This window comes from Parasphingorhabdus sp., assembly GCF_039982395.1.
In the GTDB taxonomy this organism is placed as follows: Bacteria; Pseudomonadota; Alphaproteobacteria; order Sphingomonadales; family Sphingomonadaceae; genus Parasphingorhabdus.
Genome location: NZ_JBDWYO010000006.1, coordinates 848,785 through 865,422 on the forward strand (window position 1 = coordinate 848,785; position 16,638 = coordinate 865,422).

12 protein-coding genes are annotated in these 16,638 nt (G+C 53.5%); 3 read left to right on the plus strand and 9 right to left on the minus strand.

The genetic code is table 11. The features are described 5' to 3' along the window. Nucleotides 1–11: 11 nt before the first annotated feature. Nucleotides 12–746: a phosphatidylserine decarboxylase gene (locus tag ABJV08_RS14230; RefSeq protein WP_348037690.1), complete on the minus strand. Its 735-nt coding sequence runs from the start codon at nt 744–746 to the stop codon at nt 12–14. Nucleotides 747–917: 171 nt separating this feature from the next. Here ABJV08_RS14230 and ABJV08_RS14235 point away from each other — a divergent pair, with 171 nt between their 5' ends. Continuing rightward, nucleotides 918–2,144 (plus strand): NADP-dependent isocitrate dehydrogenase, encoded by a 1,227-nt coding sequence (locus tag ABJV08_RS14235; RefSeq protein ID WP_348037692.1) that lies wholly within the window; start codon nt 918–920, stop codon nt 2,142–2,144. Here the strand turns inward: ABJV08_RS14235 and ABJV08_RS14240 are convergent. Next, nucleotides 2,139–3,362: an FAD-dependent oxidoreductase gene (locus ABJV08_RS14240; protein WP_348037694.1), complete on the minus strand. Its 1,224-nt coding sequence runs from the start codon at nt 3,360–3,362 to the stop codon at nt 2,139–2,141. The genes ABJV08_RS14235 and ABJV08_RS14240 overlap by 6 nt on opposite strands. Nucleotides 3,363–3,425: 63 nt before the next feature. On the opposite strand from ABJV08_RS14240, the gene ABJV08_RS14245 reads away from it, so the two are divergent. Further along, the gene (locus ABJV08_RS14245; protein ID WP_348037696.1) at nt 3,426–5,252 is read left to right on the plus strand and encodes a cation:proton antiporter; all 1,827 of its coding nucleotides are present in this window, start codon (nt 3,426–3,428) and stop codon (nt 5,250–5,252) included. On the opposite strand, the gene alaS is transcribed toward ABJV08_RS14245, so the two are convergent. The 7 genes from alaS to dapA form a co-directional block, all read right to left on the minus strand. Next, nucleotides 5,230–7,878, minus strand: a complete 2,649-nt coding sequence (gene alaS / locus ABJV08_RS14250; protein WP_348037698.1) for an alanine--tRNA ligase — start codon at nt 7,876–7,878, stop codon at nt 5,230–5,232. The genes ABJV08_RS14245 and alaS overlap by 23 nt on opposite strands. A gap of 54 nt (nt 7,879–7,932) precedes the next feature. Beyond that, the gene (locus ABJV08_RS14255) at nt 7,933–8,559 is read right to left on the minus strand and encodes a glutathione S-transferase (protein ID WP_348037700.1); all 627 of its coding nucleotides are present in this window, start codon (nt 8,557–8,559) and stop codon (nt 7,933–7,935) included. Between the two features lie 323 nt (nt 8,560–8,882). Beyond that, nucleotides 8,883–9,968: a recombinase RecA gene (gene recA / locus ABJV08_RS14260; RefSeq protein WP_348037702.1), complete on the minus strand. Its 1,086-nt coding sequence runs from the start codon at nt 9,966–9,968 to the stop codon at nt 8,883–8,885. Nucleotides 9,969–10,115: 147 nt separating this feature from the next. After that, nucleotides 10,116–12,557 carry a response regulator gene (locus ABJV08_RS14265; RefSeq protein ID WP_348037704.1) on the minus strand — a complete coding sequence of 814 codons (2,442 nt, stop codon included), beginning with the start codon at nt 12,555–12,557 and terminating at the stop codon, nt 10,116–10,118. Beyond that, a complete protein-coding gene (locus tag ABJV08_RS14270) occupies nt 12,547–13,161 on the minus strand; it encodes a DUF2062 domain-containing protein (RefSeq protein ID WP_348037706.1) in 615 nt (204 codons plus the stop codon). Before ABJV08_RS14270 ends, ABJV08_RS14265 begins: the two co-directional genes overlap by 11 nt. Further along, entirely contained in the window at nt 13,154–13,636 is a 483-nt protein-coding gene (gene smpB / locus ABJV08_RS14275) for an SsrA-binding protein SmpB (protein WP_348037708.1), read from the minus strand. Before smpB ends, ABJV08_RS14270 begins: the two co-directional genes overlap by 8 nt. Further along, nucleotides 13,636–14,511, minus strand: coding sequence for a 4-hydroxy-tetrahydrodipicolinate synthase (gene dapA, locus ABJV08_RS14280; protein WP_348037710.1), 876 nt, complete (start codon nt 14,509–14,511; stop codon nt 13,636–13,638). The genes smpB and dapA overlap by 1 nt, the downstream gene beginning before the upstream one ends. Nucleotides 14,512–14,625: 114 nt before the next feature. Here dapA and ABJV08_RS14285 point away from each other — a divergent pair, with 114 nt between their 5' ends. Beyond that, nucleotides 14,626–16,605: a lytic transglycosylase domain-containing protein gene (locus tag ABJV08_RS14285; protein ID WP_348037712.1), complete on the plus strand. Its 1,980-nt coding sequence runs from the start codon at nt 14,626–14,628 to the stop codon at nt 16,603–16,605. Nucleotides 16,606–16,638 lie beyond the last annotated feature (33 nt).

A 16,638-nucleotide genomic window follows, 5' to 3' on the forward strand; every position in this document is an offset into this window, starting at 1 on the left:
CAATTTCGCTATCATTGGCCGACACCTTCAATCTCTTTCACCTCGCCAACCACGGCGATGATCGTTTCACCGGCAATGGACCGCTGGCCCACAACAACATTGGGCATCGTTCCCTTGGGCAAATAAACATCGACGCGGCTGCCGAAGCGGATCAGACCGATACGCTGTCCAGCGGCAACGAAATCGCCTTCCTTGACAAAGGCCATGATCCGGCGAGCCACCAGACCGGCAATCTGTGTAAAACCAACCTTGAGCCCGTCAGTGCGCTCGACCAGGAAATGCTGCCGCTCATTTTCTTCGCTGGCCTTGTCCAGGTCAGCGTTCAGAAATTTTCCGGAGATATAAGCCTGACGCGTCACCGTTCCTTCAATCGGGGTGCGATTGATATGGACATCGAAGACGCTCATAAAAATGGAAACGCGGGTCACTTCTTCGCTACCCAGGCCGCCCTCACCCTGCAATTCCAGAGGAGGAATCACGGGCATTATCAAATTCACTAGGCCGTCAGCGGGCGCAACAATATATTTTTCATCCAGCGGAGTGACTCGCTTTGGGTCCCGGAAGAAAGCCAGAACCCATATGGTGACAGCGGCCATTGGCCAAGCAAGCGTCTCCCAAGCCATGAAGGCCAAACCAGCGGTGATCGCTGCAGCGATGACCGCAAATTTGCGGCCTTCAGGGTGCACAGGAGGGAAAGACCATTTGGCTTCCCCCAGCCCTTTGTTCGAATATTTCTCGATCGCCATGGTCGCTACTTAGAGCCGGGCCATTGTTCTGACAACACTCGCGTTCACATATTGATAATTCAACTTCGAAGGAGCTAGCAACTCAAGGTTGAACAAATGACAATCTTTGCTAAGAGGCTCGCAACGTTACTCCTCCCGTCTTGTTCACGTTTCAGGAAAGAAAAAAACGATATGTCGAAAATTAAGGTCAAAAACCCGGTCGTCGAAATTGATGGCGACGAAATGACACGGATCATCTGGCAATGGATTCGCGAACGGTTGATTGAGCCCTATCTCGACATAGACCTTCATTATTATGACCTGGCTGTCCAAGTGCGCGACGACACCAACGACAAGATCACCGTCGACGCGGCCAATGCGATCAAAAAATATGGCGTGGGTGTAAAATGCGCGACCATCACCCCGGACGAAGACCGGGTTGAAGAATTTGGTCTGAAGCGGATGTGGAAGTCACCGAACGGCACTATTCGTAACATTCTTGGTGGCGTCGTGTTCCGCGAACCCATTGTGATCGATAATGTCCCGCGGCTCGTCCCAGGCTGGACCGACCCCATTGTTGTCGGTCGTCACGCCTTTGGTGATCAATATCGTTCAACCGACTTCAAGGTTCCTGGCCCCGGCAAGCTGCGCCTGGTCTTTGACGGCGATGATGGAACGAAAATTGACGAAGAAGTGTTTCAATTCCCCTCCCCTGGCATTGCCATGGCGATGTACAATCTGGATGACTCGATCCGCGACTTTGCCCGCGCATCGATGAATTATGGCCTGATCCGCGAATGGCCGGTCTATCTGTCGACCAAAAACACGATCATGAAAGCCTATGACGGGCGCTTCAAAGATCTGTTCGAAGAAGTCTTCCAGGCCGAATTCAAAGAGAAGTTCGACAAGGCCGGAATTTCCTACGAGCACCGTCTGATCGATGACATGGTTGCTTCTGCGTTGAAATGGAGCGGCAAATTTGTCTGGGCCTGCAAAAACTATGATGGCGATGTCCAGTCCGACACGGTTGCCCAGGGCTTTGGTTCGCTTGGACTAATGACCTCGGTTTTGATGACACCAACCGGTGATTGTGTTGAAGCAGAAGCTGCCCATGGCACGGTGACCCGTCACTATCGCCAGCATCAGCAAGGCAAAGCAACATCAACCAACCCCATTGCTTCGATCTTTGCTTGGACACGTGGCCTGATTTATCGCGGCCAATTTGACGATACACCGGATGTAACGCGCTTTGCAGAAACATTGGAGCGCGTCTGCATCGAGACCGTTGAATCCGGAAATATGACCAAGGATCTCGCGATCCTCATCGGACCAGATCAATCCTGGATGACAACCGAACAGTTTTTCGAAGCGGTTCGCTCTAATCTAGAAAAAGAAATGGAAAACTGGGAAAAATCATAGCGGATTGACAGGAACTTCGGGCGATTGAATTTTCTCTCGCCCGAATCCTAGTCCGATAATCCGCCCGGGAATACGACGAAGCAGAGCAAAACGATTGAACAGCCGCAACATGAAAAACGGCTTTTCGATCGGTTTGGTGCGCCGCAACAGCGGAGCGATCACCCTGTCCTGTGCAATTTTTTGGAATGCCTGCATCCGCTGCACCGCTTTTATTCTCCGGGCATAGACCTGCGCCAGCAACGGATCAGCCCCCTCCCCTCTCGCCATGGGAGATGCAAGGATATTGGCGGCCGTCACGGCATCCTGAATAGCGACATTGATACCGACGCCGCCAATGGGTGACATCGCGTGGGCCGCATCGCCAATCGCCAGCAAGCCAGAACGATGCCAGCAATCCAATCGATCCAGCGCGACTTCCAGCATCTTTACCTGATCCCAGCTGGCTATCTGTTCGAAAGCATCACCTAGGTCGGGAACGAGAGACCGCAGGCCAGCGCGAAAGGCATCGAGTCCTGCAGACTTCACTTGATCCGCCTGTCCCTTGTTGAAGACATAGGCACATTGATAGTAATCTTCGCGATCAATCATGACCATGAAACGACCCGCTTGGATCGTTCCAAATACATCCCCCCCAAATCCCGTCGGCTTGTCGACGCGAAACCAAAAAATATCCATGGGCGCCCCGATGTTCCGCAATGGCAACTCCGCTTTTCCTCGCAGCACAGACCTTCTGCCGTCCGCTGCAATGACCAGCTTTGCATCCAGAACATCTCCTGTCTTGGTCACAATGCCGCTCACACGACCAGATTTGTCATAGCAAAGGTCAACCGCTTCCGTTTTCATGCGCAAATCAAAACCGGAATATTGTTTGGCTTTGGTCGCAATGAAGTTGAGCAGGTCCCATTGCGGCATCATCGCAATATAGGGTGCAGCGACAGGCAGATGCCGGAAATCCAGCGCTTTCATTTGTCTGCCAGCGATATGGATTGAAGCTTGGTCTAACCGAGAATGGGGCAGTGCTAACAAATCATCCAGCATGTCCATTTGGTGGAAAAGTTCCAATGTAGACGGATGAACCGTATCGCCGCGAAAGTCCCTCAGGAAATCCGCATGTTTTTCTAGCACAGCCACTTTCAATCCAGCGCGCGCGAACAGCAGGCCAGCCATCATTCCGGCGGGACCACCGCCGACGATCACAATGTCTCGATCATTTGCCATGAATCACATTCTCCATCATGTAACCTGCTGACAAATAGCACCGTTCGGGTATAGAGTCGTCCTATGCATAGCCCGCTCGGAAATCCGGCCTTTATAGACGCCATTGTGATTCTCGGTGCTGCGGGCATTGTCATTCCCGCTTTTGCCCGTTTTCGAATCACGCCAATCATCGGATTCATTCTGGTTGGTATATTGCTCGGTCCATCCGGCTTGGGTTCCTTGCAAGGCCAATATGACTGGCTGCAATTTGTCACAATCAACGATCGTGAAGCCATCGCCCCATTTGCCGAATTCGGTATCATATTGCTGCTATTCTCAATCGGGCTCGAACTTTCATTCAAACGACTCTGGTCGCTGCGTCGACTCGTATTCGGCGTCGGTGCGGCAGAGTTGATCGCTTCCGGACTGATCATTGGTTCAGTCCTATATCTGCTTGGCCAAAATGCACCGGGCGCTTTGGGGTTGGGGCTCGCATTGGCGCTTTCTTCCACGGCACTCGTACTGCCCATGTCGGGCACGAAAAGCCCTGTTGGTCGGGCTGCATTGGCCATGCTCTTGTTCGAAGATGTAGCCATTGTCCCCATCATTTTCCTCCTCGGTGCTATCTCGCCGGCGATGACCTCGGACGGAGGCTGGGATGATCTGGGACGCACACTTCTACTTGGTGGCGCGGTCATCACAGTCATGCTCGTGCTCGGGCGCCTCATTCTTCCCAGAATATTTGCGCAAGCCGCACGAACAAAAAGTCCGGAACTGTTTCTAGCCGTCAGCTTGCTCGTCATCATCCTGGCCAGCCTGGCAACAGCGGCGACGGGATTGTCGCCGATCGTGGGAGCCCTGCTTGCCGGATTGCTCATTGCGGAAACCGAATATCACGGCGAAGTTGAAGTCATTACACAGCCGTTTAAAGGTCTCGCCCTCGGTGTGTTTCTAATCACCGTCGGCATGCAGGTCGATATTCGCGTCGTTCTTGAAAACTGGGCAAGCCTGATCACCGCAGTCGTTGGTGTGGTTGTGGTCAAAGCTGTCGTTACCGGCGGATTGCTTCGCTTTGCCGGAGCTCGACCGGGCACGGCCACTGAAGCCGGTGTTTTGATGGCCAGTCCCTCAGAAACCACATTGATTGTATTGGCCGCAGCCACACAGGCCCAGTTGATCCAGCCACAAACGGCTGCGTTCTGGCAAATTGTCACAGCAATTGGCTTGACCATAACACCATTGCTCGCAAAATTTGGTCATGACATTGCCCGGCGGATGGAGATGCGCAGCGATGGTGCCGGCCAGGATGAACAACCGGTAGAAGCCCAGCAGACGATCATCATCGGCTTTGGCCGGGTTGGCAAACTCATTGCTGACCTGCTGACAACGCATGACCAGAAATTTCTGGCCGTCGATACCGACATTGACACAGTCGCAAAGGCGCGACGTGACGGCTACCCCATCATGTTCGGCAATGTATCGCGCAACGAAATGCTCGACCGCTTGAGACTGGGGCATGCCAAGGCTTTGGTTCTAACGATGGATGAACCAGTCTTGTCGGTGCAGATCGTCAAGAAGGTTCGAGCATGGGTGCCAGATCTTCCGATTGTCGCAAGGGCGCGGGATATCGACCATGCGGCAGAACTATATCAGGCAGGTGCAACAAATGCCGTGCCCGAAGCGCTCGAGGGTTCATTGCAATTGTCCGAAGCCGTTTTGGTAGAAAATGGTGTGGCCATGGGCCCGGTTATCGCCTCAATCCATGAACTGCGGGACATCTACCGAAAGCAGATCCAGGAACATGGCGACATGGAGCAAGAACCCAAGTTAAAATCGATGACCACATCGACCAACCGGGCAACTGCCGATGATTTGGTTCCCGACGGACTTAGCCCGCAAGAGCAGTCTTGATTGCCGCAATGGCTTCATTGCCCTTTGCTCCATCCGGTCCACCGCCTTGCGCCATGTCCAGACGACCGCCACCGCCCTTGCCTCCAACCGCAGCAACTCCGGCCTGAACCAGATCAACGGCGCTGAAGCGCTCGGTTAGATCATCCGTCACACCAACGGCAACGGTTGCCCGGCCATCGTTGACAGCCACCAACGCGCTGACGCCGCTCGACAATTGTTTCTTCGCTTGATCGATCAAGCCACGCAGCTCTTTTGGATTCAAACCCTGGATAACCTGGCCACTAAAGGCGACATCACCAACCGTTTCTGTTTCAGCCGCTTTTGCGCCGCCGCCATCGCCAGCCAAGGCCAAGGCCTTCTTTGCTTCGGTCAATTCGCGTTCAAGCTTCTTTCGTTCGTCCATCAGAACAGCGACCCGATCCACGGCTTCTTCCGGAGAGGCTTTGAGCGCTGTAGCGATGGCTTTGAGCTTGTTATCTCTATCCGTCAGCCACAAGCGCGCCGCTTCTCCCGTCAGGGCTTCTATCCGTCTAACGCCACTGGCAACGGCAGATTCTGAGACAATAGCCATCAAACCAATATCGCCGAGAGCTTGGACATGGGTCCCCCCGCATAGCTCTACAGAATAATCCATATCGGCCTCTTGGCCCATCGAAAGAACCCGGACTTCATCGCCATATTTTTCACCAAAGAGTGCGAGCGCTCCCGCGGCAACTGCATCATCAGGACTCATCAAGCGGGTGACAACTGGACTATTGCCGCGGATTTGCGCGTTCACGTCCGCCTCAACGGCCTGAACCTCTGGCTCGGTCAGTGCGGAAACGTGGGAAAAATCGAACCGCAAACGGTCAGGAGCTACCAAGCTGCCTTTCTGGGTGACATGGTCCCCGAGATGATGGCGCAGGGCCTTGTGGAGCAAATGGGTGGCGCTATGATTGGCACGAAGCTGCGTCCGTCGATCGGCATCGACCGCCAGATGCACCATATCCCCTAATGACAGTGAACCGGCGGTAATTTCGATCTGATGGGCATGCAGCCGGCCCAGCGGTTTTCGGGTATCGGAAACATCGGCGGCAAAACCATCCGCACCAGAAACTCTTCCAGCATCGCCCATTTGCCCGCCACTTTCGCCGTAAAAGGGCGTTTGATTGGTTAGCAAAGTGATGACGTCGCCACGCTCAGCGGTTTTAATCTCTTTACCATCTTTAACCAGCGCGACGACAACGCCCTCGCCTTCTTCGGACGTATAGCCGGTAAACTCCGTGCTGCCTTCTCGCTCTGCGATATCAAACCAGACAGCATCGGATGCCTGATCGCCAGAACCCTTCCAAGCAGCCCGGGCAGCGGCTTTTTGCTCAGCCATTGCCGCGTCAAAGCCTTCACGGTCTACGCCCAGAGATTGCGCTCGCAAGGCGTCTTCGGTCAAATCATAGGGGAAGCCGAATGTGTCATAAAGCTTGAATGCTGTGGCGCCAGGAAGAATATCCCCATCATCCATTTCGGCGATTTCTGCATCAAGCAGTTTCAAGCCATTGGCCAGTGTCTGACGGAAATTGGTTTCCTCCCGCAGCAAAGTCTCTTCGATCAGCGGCTTTGCACGAATCAATTCCGGGAAAGCATTGCCCATTTCTCCAGTCAGCGAACCAACCATCCGGTGCATCAAAGGATCCTGAGCTCCGAGCAAATGGGCATGGCGCATGGCCCGCCGCATGATCCGGCGCAGCACATATCCGCGCCCTTCATTGGACGGCAATACACCATCCGCAACAAGAAAGGATGAGGCGCGCAAATGATCTGCAATCACGCGGTGACTGGCTTGATTGTCGCCGGTTGTAATCGTTCCGGTCAGCGAACCGGATTCAGCTATCAGCGTTTTGAACAAATCTATGTCATAATTGTCGTGAACGCCCTGCATGACCGCCGCAACACGTTCTAGCCCCATGCCGGTATCGATCGACGGCTTGGGCAGATCAATACGATCCCCCTCGCCGCGCTGATCATATTGCATGAACACCAGGTTCCAGATTTCGACAAAACGGTCGCCGTCTTCATCCGGACTGCCCGGAGGCCCGCCCTCTATATGGTCGCCGTGATCGTAGAATATTTCGCTACATGGACCGCAAGGGCCGGTATCGCCCATCGACCAGAAATTGTCATCGGTTGCGATGCGAATGATGCGCTCGTCAGGCAGGCCAGCAATTTTCTTCCACAGATCAAAAGCTTCGTCGTCGGTATGATAGACCGTTACGATCAATCGATCCGGCGAGATGCCCCATGTCTTGGTAATCAAGGTCCACGCGTGATGGATCGCCTGCTCTTTGAAATAATCACCGAAGGAGAAATTTCCGAGCATTTCAAAAAATGTATGATGCCGCGCGGTATAGCCCACATTGTCGAGATCGTTATGCTTACCGCCAGCGCGCACGCACTTCTGGCTGGACGTCGCAGTAGAATAAGAACTTTTTTCTGTCCCGGTGAAGACATTCTTGAACGGGACCATGCCCGCGTTGATGAACATCAGCGTCGGATCATTATAAGGAATGAGTGGCGCAGAAGGCACAATCTCATGACCTTGACCGGCGAAATAGTCTAAGAAAGACCGTCTTATATCATTGGTAGTTTGCATGAATTCGACTTAGGCGAGCGGATTGCCGTTTACAATCCCACACGTGGCCGAAATTCAAGCAAAAGCGTATGGCCCGCCTTTTTCAAGAGCCGTCTGATATTGCGGGCGCGCGTGAATGCGGTTGAGAAACGCCATCAAATTGGGATAGCGCTCATCCAACCCGGCTCGCGCTTGGCAGGCTTCAAGCGGGAAGCTCATCATGATATCGGCAGCGGTAAGTTCATCACCGGCAAAATAATCGCGGTCCGCAAGCTCGGTTTCCAGCCAGACAAGCAAATCGGTGGTCATCTTTGCAACCGGCTTGCGCGCGGGTAAGCCCAGAAGACCAAGACGCCCCACGACGAGTGAACCATAGAGCGGAGGCATCATAGAACCCTCGGCAAAGTGGAGATATTGGTTGTAAAGCCGCGCGCCCTTGCTCTCGCTGGGTGCGCCCAATTTACCGCCGGCTTTTGCAACGAGATATTCTGCAATAACGGCAGTTTCGATTATCACCTCGCCGTCATCCTCAATCATCGGGGATTTTCCGAGAGGATGAATAGCCTTTAGACTATCGGGCGCCTTCTGGGTCTTGGGGTGACGCTCATAGCGTTTGATCTCATAGGGAAGCCCGAGCTCTTCAAGCAACCAGATGATACGCTGTGAACGGCTGTTTTCGAGATGATGGACGATGAGGGTCATTGCGCTGGGAGCCTTCCGAAATGCTGAAAGAATAATCAAGGTTGGCGCCGAGCAAGCGTTTTAATCGGCCAAATGTCAATCTTTTCCAACATTCGATCCATATACGATAAACAAAAATGGGCCGTCCTTGGTGTCGGGGGACAGAAGGACGGCCCTATGCCAGGGATCGCCTCGGGGGAGAGTGATCCGGCAAACTTACAATTTTTCTATTCGTCAATCACACCCAAGCCGGAACCGCCAGGCCTCTGAAGACAATCTTCAAACAAAAGGCACTGACATGTGCGCGGTTCCACTCGTCACTAAGATGATCGGCAAATCAGCTGTTAGGCATCATCCCCGTCATCGGCCTTGCCGATGGGACCCGTCATCATTTCCTCGGCAACTTCTTCCTGCTTGCCGCGAATCTGATTTTCCAGCTTCTCCATCATTTCCGGATGCTCAAGCAGGAAGCGCTTTGAATTTTCACGCCCCTGTCCAATGCGAACCGAGTCATAAGAGAACCAAGCACCTGATTTCTCGACAACGCCCGCTTTCACGCCAAGATCGATAATCTCGCCGACTTTGGAAATGCCCTGGCCGTACATGATATCAAATTCGACCTGCTTGAACGGCGGAGCGACCTTATTCTTGACGACTTTGACACGGGTTGAATTGCCCACAATATCGTCGCGTTCTTTGATCTGGCCTGTCCGTCTAATGTCGAGACGAACCGATGCATAAAATTTCAGCGCATTGCCGCCAGAGGTGGTTTCCGGGCTACCGTACATAACACCGATTTTCATCCGGATTTGGTTGATGAAAATCACCATACATTTGGACCGACTGATCGAACCGGTCAACTTGCGTAGCGCCTGGCTCATCAAACGAGCTTGCAGACCCACATGGGTGTCGCCCATTTCGCCTTCAATCTCTGCCCGCGGCACCAAAGCGGCAACCGAGTCGACAACCAGAATATCAATCGCATTGGACCGCACCAATGTATCGGTAATCTCCAAAGCTTGCTCACCGGTATCCGGCTGAGAGATGATCAGCTCATCCGTGTTCACACCAAGAGCTTTGGCATAGACCGGATCGAGCGCATGCTCTGCGTCAACAAAAGCGGCGGTGCCGCCATTTTTCTGTGCTTCGGCAATGACGTGCAATGCTAGCGTCGTTTTGCCTGAACTTTCTGGCCCATAAACTTCGATCACGCGTCCTTTTGGCAATCCCCCGATGCCAAGCGCAATATCCAGGCCCAAACTGCCGGTGGATATGGCTTCAACTTCCAATGCCTTGCGCTGGCCGAGCTTCATAGCCGAGCCTTTGCCGAAAGCGCGATCAATCTGCGCCAATGCGGCGTCGAGCGCCTTTTGTCTGTCTGATGAGTTCAACTGATTTTCCGATTCTACGACTTTTAAATTGCCGGCCATTTGCCTGTCCCCTTTGCTAAATGCTTAACCATCATCAATCAATGATTGTGATGATGTACCGCATTTGTTCTCATAGAACAAGGGGGGAACATATTTTTTTATTTTTCTACCTATCTCGCTTAAAAGAAAGATAAATATAGGCGGATATTATCTCTTTTTGGCATGTTCGGCCAAAGTTTCTCCAACAGCTTCTGCCATCTGTGCCACGGAAAATGGCTTGGGAAGAAAGTTGACCTTGTCCAGATCAATGGATTTGCGCAATTGTTGTTCGGCATAGCCCGACATGAACAGGATCGGCATATCAGGGTAAGTCTTGCGAACGTGCTTAGCCATGGTGGGGCCATCCATATTCGGCATCACCACATCGGACACGATCATGTCGAAGGATTGCTCCTTGTCTTCTTGGGCAGCCAGCAGTCCAAGAGCTTCCTCTCCTTCGCTGGCCGACTCGACCGTATAGCCCTGACGAGTCAAAGCGCGTTCGGCGACCGCACGGACCATATCTTCATCCTCGACCAGCAAGATATGGCCAGAGCCCCATAACTCCTTCTTGGCCGTCGCTTTAACCGGTGGTGAATTCAATGTCGCGCGCGCTGCATCTTCTGCCGTTGGCCGGTGCACAGGGAAATAGATCGAGAAGGTTGTACCTTTACCGGTCTCGGAATCAGCGAAAATATAGCCACCGGACTGTTTGATAATCCCGTAGACCGTGGATAGCCCCAGGCCCGTTCCTTTGCCGACCTCCTTGGTCGTGAAAAACGGTTCAAAAATCTTCCCGATCACATGCGGCGGAATTCCGCTGCCCGTGTCCGTGAAAATGAGAGCGGTATAATCTCCGACCGGCAGGATATCGCTTTTCAGAGCCCGCACATCGGATGCAACCACCGTCTGGGTCGAGATAGAAATCTTGCCGCCGTTCGGCATCGCATCGCGGGCGTTGACGCCCAGATTGATGATCACTTGTTCAAGCTGTCCTGGATCCGCACGAACCAGCCCCAGGTTTCGACCATGCCGCACTTCCAACTCGATGGTTTCGTCGAGCAATCGTTTGAGCAGGTTCGAGACATCGGCGACAACGTCGGGTAGCTGGAGCACTTGCGGCCGCAAAGTCTGTTGCCGCGAGAATGCCAGCAGTTGTCTTGTCAGACCGGCGGCCCGGTTGCTGTTATTCTTGACCTGCTGAATATCATCATAATCACTGTCACCCGGCGAATGACGCAACAGCATCAAATCACAATGACCGATGATCGCTGTCAAAATGTTGTTGAAATCATGCGCAACACCCCCGGCCAATTGTCCGACAGCCTGCATCTTGGTTGCTTGCGCGACCTGGCTCTTCAGCTTCGATTCTTCACTATTGTCACGGATCGACAGCAGCACAGCGGCATCACCCAGGCCGCGCACGCCGGCGATACCAAGCGCGACCGGTTCTTCGCCACCCTTGTTCAGCCGCACAGCTAGATCCCCGGCCATCGGCGGACCACTGGCATAGCGACGCACAGCATCGGCAACCGCCGATTTGTCATCGCGGATCATGAGGTCGCCCGGATAGAGCGGCTGTTCTTTTTCACTTATCCCGGCTGTTTTGGCAAAAGCATCGTTGAGGAACAGGAAACGGCCATCCCGGTCAGTCAGCGCCAATCCCAAAGGCAATAGCGACAGCATTGATTCCACTTGTTCCAACGCTTTGCCGCGTTCGACCATTCCACCATCATCATCGATGAGAAGGATTAGTGCAGGCCCCTTTTCTTTCTCTCGATCCAGCGGCACATGGAAAAGACGCACCGGCGTCCCGTGCCGTCCATCCCGTTCAAAGAAAATTGTCCCTTTGTCGTCAGAACGCAAAAAATTGATGAAATTGCGACCGGATATATTGGCATCAACCCGTCCGGTAGCGCGCAAAGCGAAAGCCTGATTCGACGCCCGAATCCGCCCTTCGCCGCCAATGACGCTCGCCAAAATACCGGATTCCGAAAAGGCCCTGCCGCCGCCGCCGCTAACCAGCCTTATCATGTCATCCAATATATCTGCCTGAATCTGCGGGATCATCTGCCACAAGAGATATTCTTCTCCTTGCCCCGCCCGCACGACTTTTGCACTATATTCAGCGACACCCCGTTTCAACCCTTCGGCATAGCCACGACCATCCCGCCAAGCGGTGCGGCCAGCCGTCGCCAGCAACTCATTGCCGCCTGCTTGAAGCGGTAACTCCGGCGGCACTGCGGGTCCGTTGAACCATTTTGTAAAAAGCTCGTTGGCACACACTAAGCGGCCAGCCCGGTCGGTTATCGCCAAACCAATATCCGATTGATCCGCAACCATACGGGTAACCGCCCAGTCCCCGGAATCTGTCTGATCTTGATCGACGGTTGCACCTTGCGGACGCAAAAAGAAGGCAATGGCGGTCAGGCAAGCTACCAAAGCCAGAAAGGCGACAATTAGGGCGATATTCTGGACTTGCCAATATAGCAGCCCGGCAGAAGCAAGAACCGCGAGCACTAGAAAAGCAGCCCTGATCCTGACGCCAATCAAGGTTTTGCGGGTGCTGGGGTTCAGCAAGCCAATATTGTTCTGAGTTTTACTCGCCATTGCTAACTCTGTCGCCAAGAAGTTTACGCAACCGCTCTTTGCGTTTCCGTGCAATCCACCAGCGCCATCCGAAGGAACTCACCAGATAGCCTATAGCCGCAAAGAATATCGCAAACAGGAGGAACCCGAAAGCAGTTACACCGGCTTCACGGACTAGCCACGACAACCATTGCCCAAATTCGCTTTGTATCTGGTTGTTGATCGGTTGGCCCGCGGTCATTGCATCGACCTGCAAAACGAATTTTCCGACTTGATGCGCCGCCGCGATCCAAAAAGGATAGGTAAAAGGATTCGTGATGAACGTGGTGATCGCAGCAATCGGCACATTGGCTCTGACCGGAAGTGCAAGAAAAACTGCGGCGAATATCTGACCCACGGGAATCAGAAACGCGGCCAGCATGCCCAAGGCCACCCCCCGCGGCACAGACCGACGTGTGAAGCGCCACAGTTCCGATCTTAGGAACCGATGGGCGATAGGTTTCAGATATTTGTTGCGTTCCATCCCCGCACGGGTCGGCATTTTCCGTTGTAACCAATGAACAACGAACATGATTGAGCGCGCGGCAAAATCCTTGTCACGGATATTGGGTTTCGGGTCAGCCATGTTCACGCATCAGGCGGCCTTGCTGCCTTTTCCAGTCACGATCCTTTTCGGTCTGGCGTTTGTCGGGTGCTTTTTTCCCTTTGGCCAATGCCAGCTCAAGTTTCGCTTTGCCTTTGCTGTTAAAATAGATCGACAGCGGCACAACGGTCATGCCTTTGCGCATCACCGCGCCATATAATTTGTTGATCTCGCGGCGCTTCAACAACAGCTTGCGCGGGCGCGTCGGCGTATGGTTATAGCGATTACCATGACTCCATTCAGGAATATTGGCGTTGATTAGCCAGACTTCTTCGTCCTTCACCTCGGCGTAGCTCTCCGCGATAGCACCCGATCCAAAGCGCAAAGATTTGACTTCCGTTCCGGTCAGCATGATCCCTGCCTCGAACCGATCTTCAAGATGATAGTCATAGCGCGCGCGCCGATTTTCGGCGACGATCTTTTTCTTGTCAAATTCTTCCGGCCGCGGTTTCGCCATTAGACTAGGCCTGCCCTTTCCAAGGCAGCATCCACAGCCTTGCAGCTGGCTTCCGAAGGCCGGGTCATGGGCAAACGCAAGTCGGTTGGGAAATTGGTCAGAACGCGCGACAATGCATATTTGATCGGGCCAGGAGACGCATCCGAAAATAGTGATTTGTGAAGCGGATAGAGAACATCATTTAATTCCCGCGCCTTTTCATAATCGCCGGCGGCACATGCAGCTTGGAATTCCGCACATAATTTGGGAGCGACATTGGCGGTTACTGAAATACAGCCGATACCGCCGCCTGCATTAAACGCCAGCGACAATTCGTCGACCCCCGACAGCATGACAAAATCATCCGCGCAATTGAGGCGATGTTCGGTAACCCTGTCGAGATCCCCGCTTGCATCTTTAATCGCCACAACATTTGGCAATTTTGATAACGCCGAAACCGTATCGGGCAAGATATCGGTGACGGTGCGGGCCGGGACATTATAGAGAACGAGCGGCAGATCGATGCTTTCCGTCAATGTTGTGAAATGGGCGGTAATGCCTTCTTGATTGGGACGATTGTAATAAGGTGCAACAACCAGACCAGCGGTCGCGCCACATTTTTTGGAAAAATTCAGGTGCAGCAGGGCATTGGTCGTGTCGTTGGACCCGCAACCGGCGATGACCGGCACCCGTCCCGCAGCCTGTTCGATGCACACTTCAATGACCCGATGATGTTCCGCATTGGACAAAGTAGAGGCCTCGCCAGTGGTTCCGCAAGGCACCAGAGCGCTACTACCCTGATCAATTTGCCAGTCTACCAAAGCGCGAAACTGGTCTTCAGCAAACGACCCATCGCGAAAGGGAGTCGCTAGAGCCGGAATTGAGCCGGAGAACATGGATTAATCCTTTATATTTAGCTTGGAAATTGGCAAAGCCACGGCCAAGTCACTTTCAACATTAACAACGATATAGTTCGTCGTTCAGCGCCTGATAAGGAGCCTAACCCCAAAATGTCCAGCATGGTATCAAGAATTGTCATCGCAGCGCTGCTTTTATCTCCCGTCACTTGCATGGCCGCCGAGCAGGTGGGCTGGCAAAGCGGAGAAAGCGAACTATCCGATCCGACCCGCGGCAATGCCGTTCTCGGCCTTCAACGTTGGCGAGTCCTGACTCAGTCGGACAATTATTCCTTTGAGGATTATGCAGGTTTTCTGGTCACCTATCCGGAATGGCCCGATGACACGCGGATGCGGCGCAACGCCGAACAGGCCATCAATATCGACAGCTTCTCGCCAAGCCGGATTCTGGCCTATTTCGACAAATTCGAACCGGTCACCAACGCTGGTGCAGCAAAATATGCGGTAGCACTACAATCGACGGGACAGAGCGACAAAGCCAATGCAATGGCCAAACAGGCTTGGCGCGGCGGCACTCTGACGAGAAAAGATGAAGCCGCATTGATTTCCCGATTCAGCTCTGTTCTGACGATGGAAGACCATGATGCCCGAATGGATGCTCTGCTTTGGGCAAGAGCGACACGCGATGCGGGACGCCAGTTAAGTTTTGCCTCTCCTGCAAAACGGTCAGTATTCTCTGCACGGCTGGCACAGCTAACCTCTGCATCAAACGCAAATGTCCAGGCCAGCGCGGTGGGCGCCATTGCCCGCGATGATGCCGGTTATCTAGCAGATCGTGCACGCTATCTCCGCAACAGCGGCAAAAGCTATGCTGCACGGCAATTGCTTGCGACCAGATTGCCGTTGCGGGTAAAACCCACCAAACCGGAAACCTGGTTTGAGGCGATGCTAATCAACGCCAAAGCAGCCGCCAATGATCGGCAATGGAGCACCGCATATGGTATCGCTTCAAAAATCGAAGATGCCTATGATACGCCCACCAGAATTGCCGATCAGAATTCTCGCGTGCGCGACAAATATTCCGACCTTGCCTGGATAGCGGGCACTTCTGCTCTTAACGGCATGCGCCAACCGGCCAAAGCGGTTCGCATGTTCGACCTCTATGCACAATCCTATGATTCCCCCAATATAACTTCGAAAGGCTATTATTGGGCGGGTCGCGCTGCCGCCAAGGCGGGCCAGACTGCAGTGGCCAATGGTTATTTTGAGAAGGCAGCGGCTTTCCCCGACCATTTCTATGGGCAGCTTTCGTTGGAACGGCTCGGCCGCGCATTGCCAGAGTTTAACCGCAAACCAGCGGTGGAAATCACCGATGCCGATAGAAAAGCCTTTGATAAGGAATCTCTGGTTGTTGCCACAAAGGCATCCGTCCGGACCGGACCATGGCGCGAGCAGATACGTTTTCATCGTGCCCTGGCCTATAATGCCAAGACCGCGAAAGACTATGTGTTGATCAGCGATCTTTCGACTCGCATCGGGGCACGCGACCTCGGCGTGATCAAAGGAATCAGCGCTCTTGGCGCCGGTGTCGGCCCAATCGACGATACCGCCTTCCCAACGATGCCCGTTCCCTTTGGCCATGAAAGCACCTGGACGCTGATTCATGCGATCACGCGTCAAGAGAGCCAGTTTGCCCAAGGTGCCATTAGCCACGCCGGAGCCAGAGGCCTGATGCAATTGATGCCGGGAACCGCACGGGAGCAGTCTGGCAAAGCAAATTTGTCTTATAAACTCTCCAGCCTGACCGGCGACCCACAATATAATATCAAGCTTGGCAGCGGCTATATTCAGCGCATGATGGATTATTATGGCGGCAGCTATCCGCTTGCGGTTGCAGCCTATAATGCCGGTCCAGGCAATGTGAACAAATGGCTTCGCCGCAACGGTGACCCGCGTATGGGCGGCATCGACTGGATCGAATGGATCGAAGATATTCCGATTTCCGAGACCCGCAATTATGTCAAACGCGTGCTTGAAAATGCTGTGGTATATGACACGAAAAACCCCCGCGGCCCAACGATCCGGAGCGAGACGCCGCTCTCACGTTATATTGGGAAAAATGGCAAGGGTTGATCCGCAAAGCAGCAAAGAACGATAGCGGGGTGC

Excerpts from the sequence above, each read along its gene's own strand:
- dapA (WP_348037710.1), bottom strand. The coding sequence starts at position 14,511 with ATGTTCTCCGGCTCAATTCCGGCTCTAGCGACTCCCTTTCGCGATGGG.
- ABJV08_RS14285 (WP_348037712.1), top strand. The coding sequence starts at position 14,626 with ATGTCCAGCATGGTATCAAGAATTGTCATCGCAGCGCTGCTTTTATCT.
- ABJV08_RS14265 (WP_348037704.1), bottom strand. The coding sequence starts at position 12,557 with ATGGCGAGTAAAACTCAGAACAATATTGGCTTGCTGAACCCCAGCACC.
- ABJV08_RS14230 (WP_348037690.1), bottom strand. The coding sequence starts at position 746 with ATGGCGATCGAGAAATATTCGAACAAAGGGCTGGGGGAAGCCAAATGG.
- recA (WP_348037702.1), bottom strand. The coding sequence starts at position 9,968 with ATGGCCGGCAATTTAAAAGTCGTAGAATCGGAAAATCAGTTGAACTCA.
- smpB (WP_348037708.1), bottom strand. The coding sequence starts at position 13,636 with ATGGCGAAACCGCGGCCGGAAGAATTTGACAAGAAAAAGATCGTCGCC.
- alaS (WP_348037698.1), bottom strand. The coding sequence starts at position 7,878 with ATGCAAACTACCAATGATATAAGACGGTCTTTCTTAGACTATTTCGCC.
- ABJV08_RS14245 (WP_348037696.1), top strand. The coding sequence starts at position 3,426 with ATGCATAGCCCGCTCGGAAATCCGGCCTTTATAGACGCCATTGTGATT.
- ABJV08_RS14235 (WP_348037692.1), top strand. The coding sequence starts at position 918 with ATGTCGAAAATTAAGGTCAAAAACCCGGTCGTCGAAATTGATGGCGAC.
- ABJV08_RS14270 (WP_348037706.1), bottom strand. The coding sequence starts at position 13,161 with ATGGCTGACCCGAAACCCAATATCCGTGACAAGGATTTTGCCGCGCGC.
- ABJV08_RS14240 (WP_348037694.1), bottom strand. The coding sequence starts at position 3,362 with ATGGCAAATGATCGAGACATTGTGATCGTCGGCGGTGGTCCCGCCGGA.
- ABJV08_RS14255 (WP_348037700.1), bottom strand. The coding sequence starts at position 8,559 with ATGACCCTCATCGTCCATCATCTCGAAAACAGCCGTTCACAGCGTATC.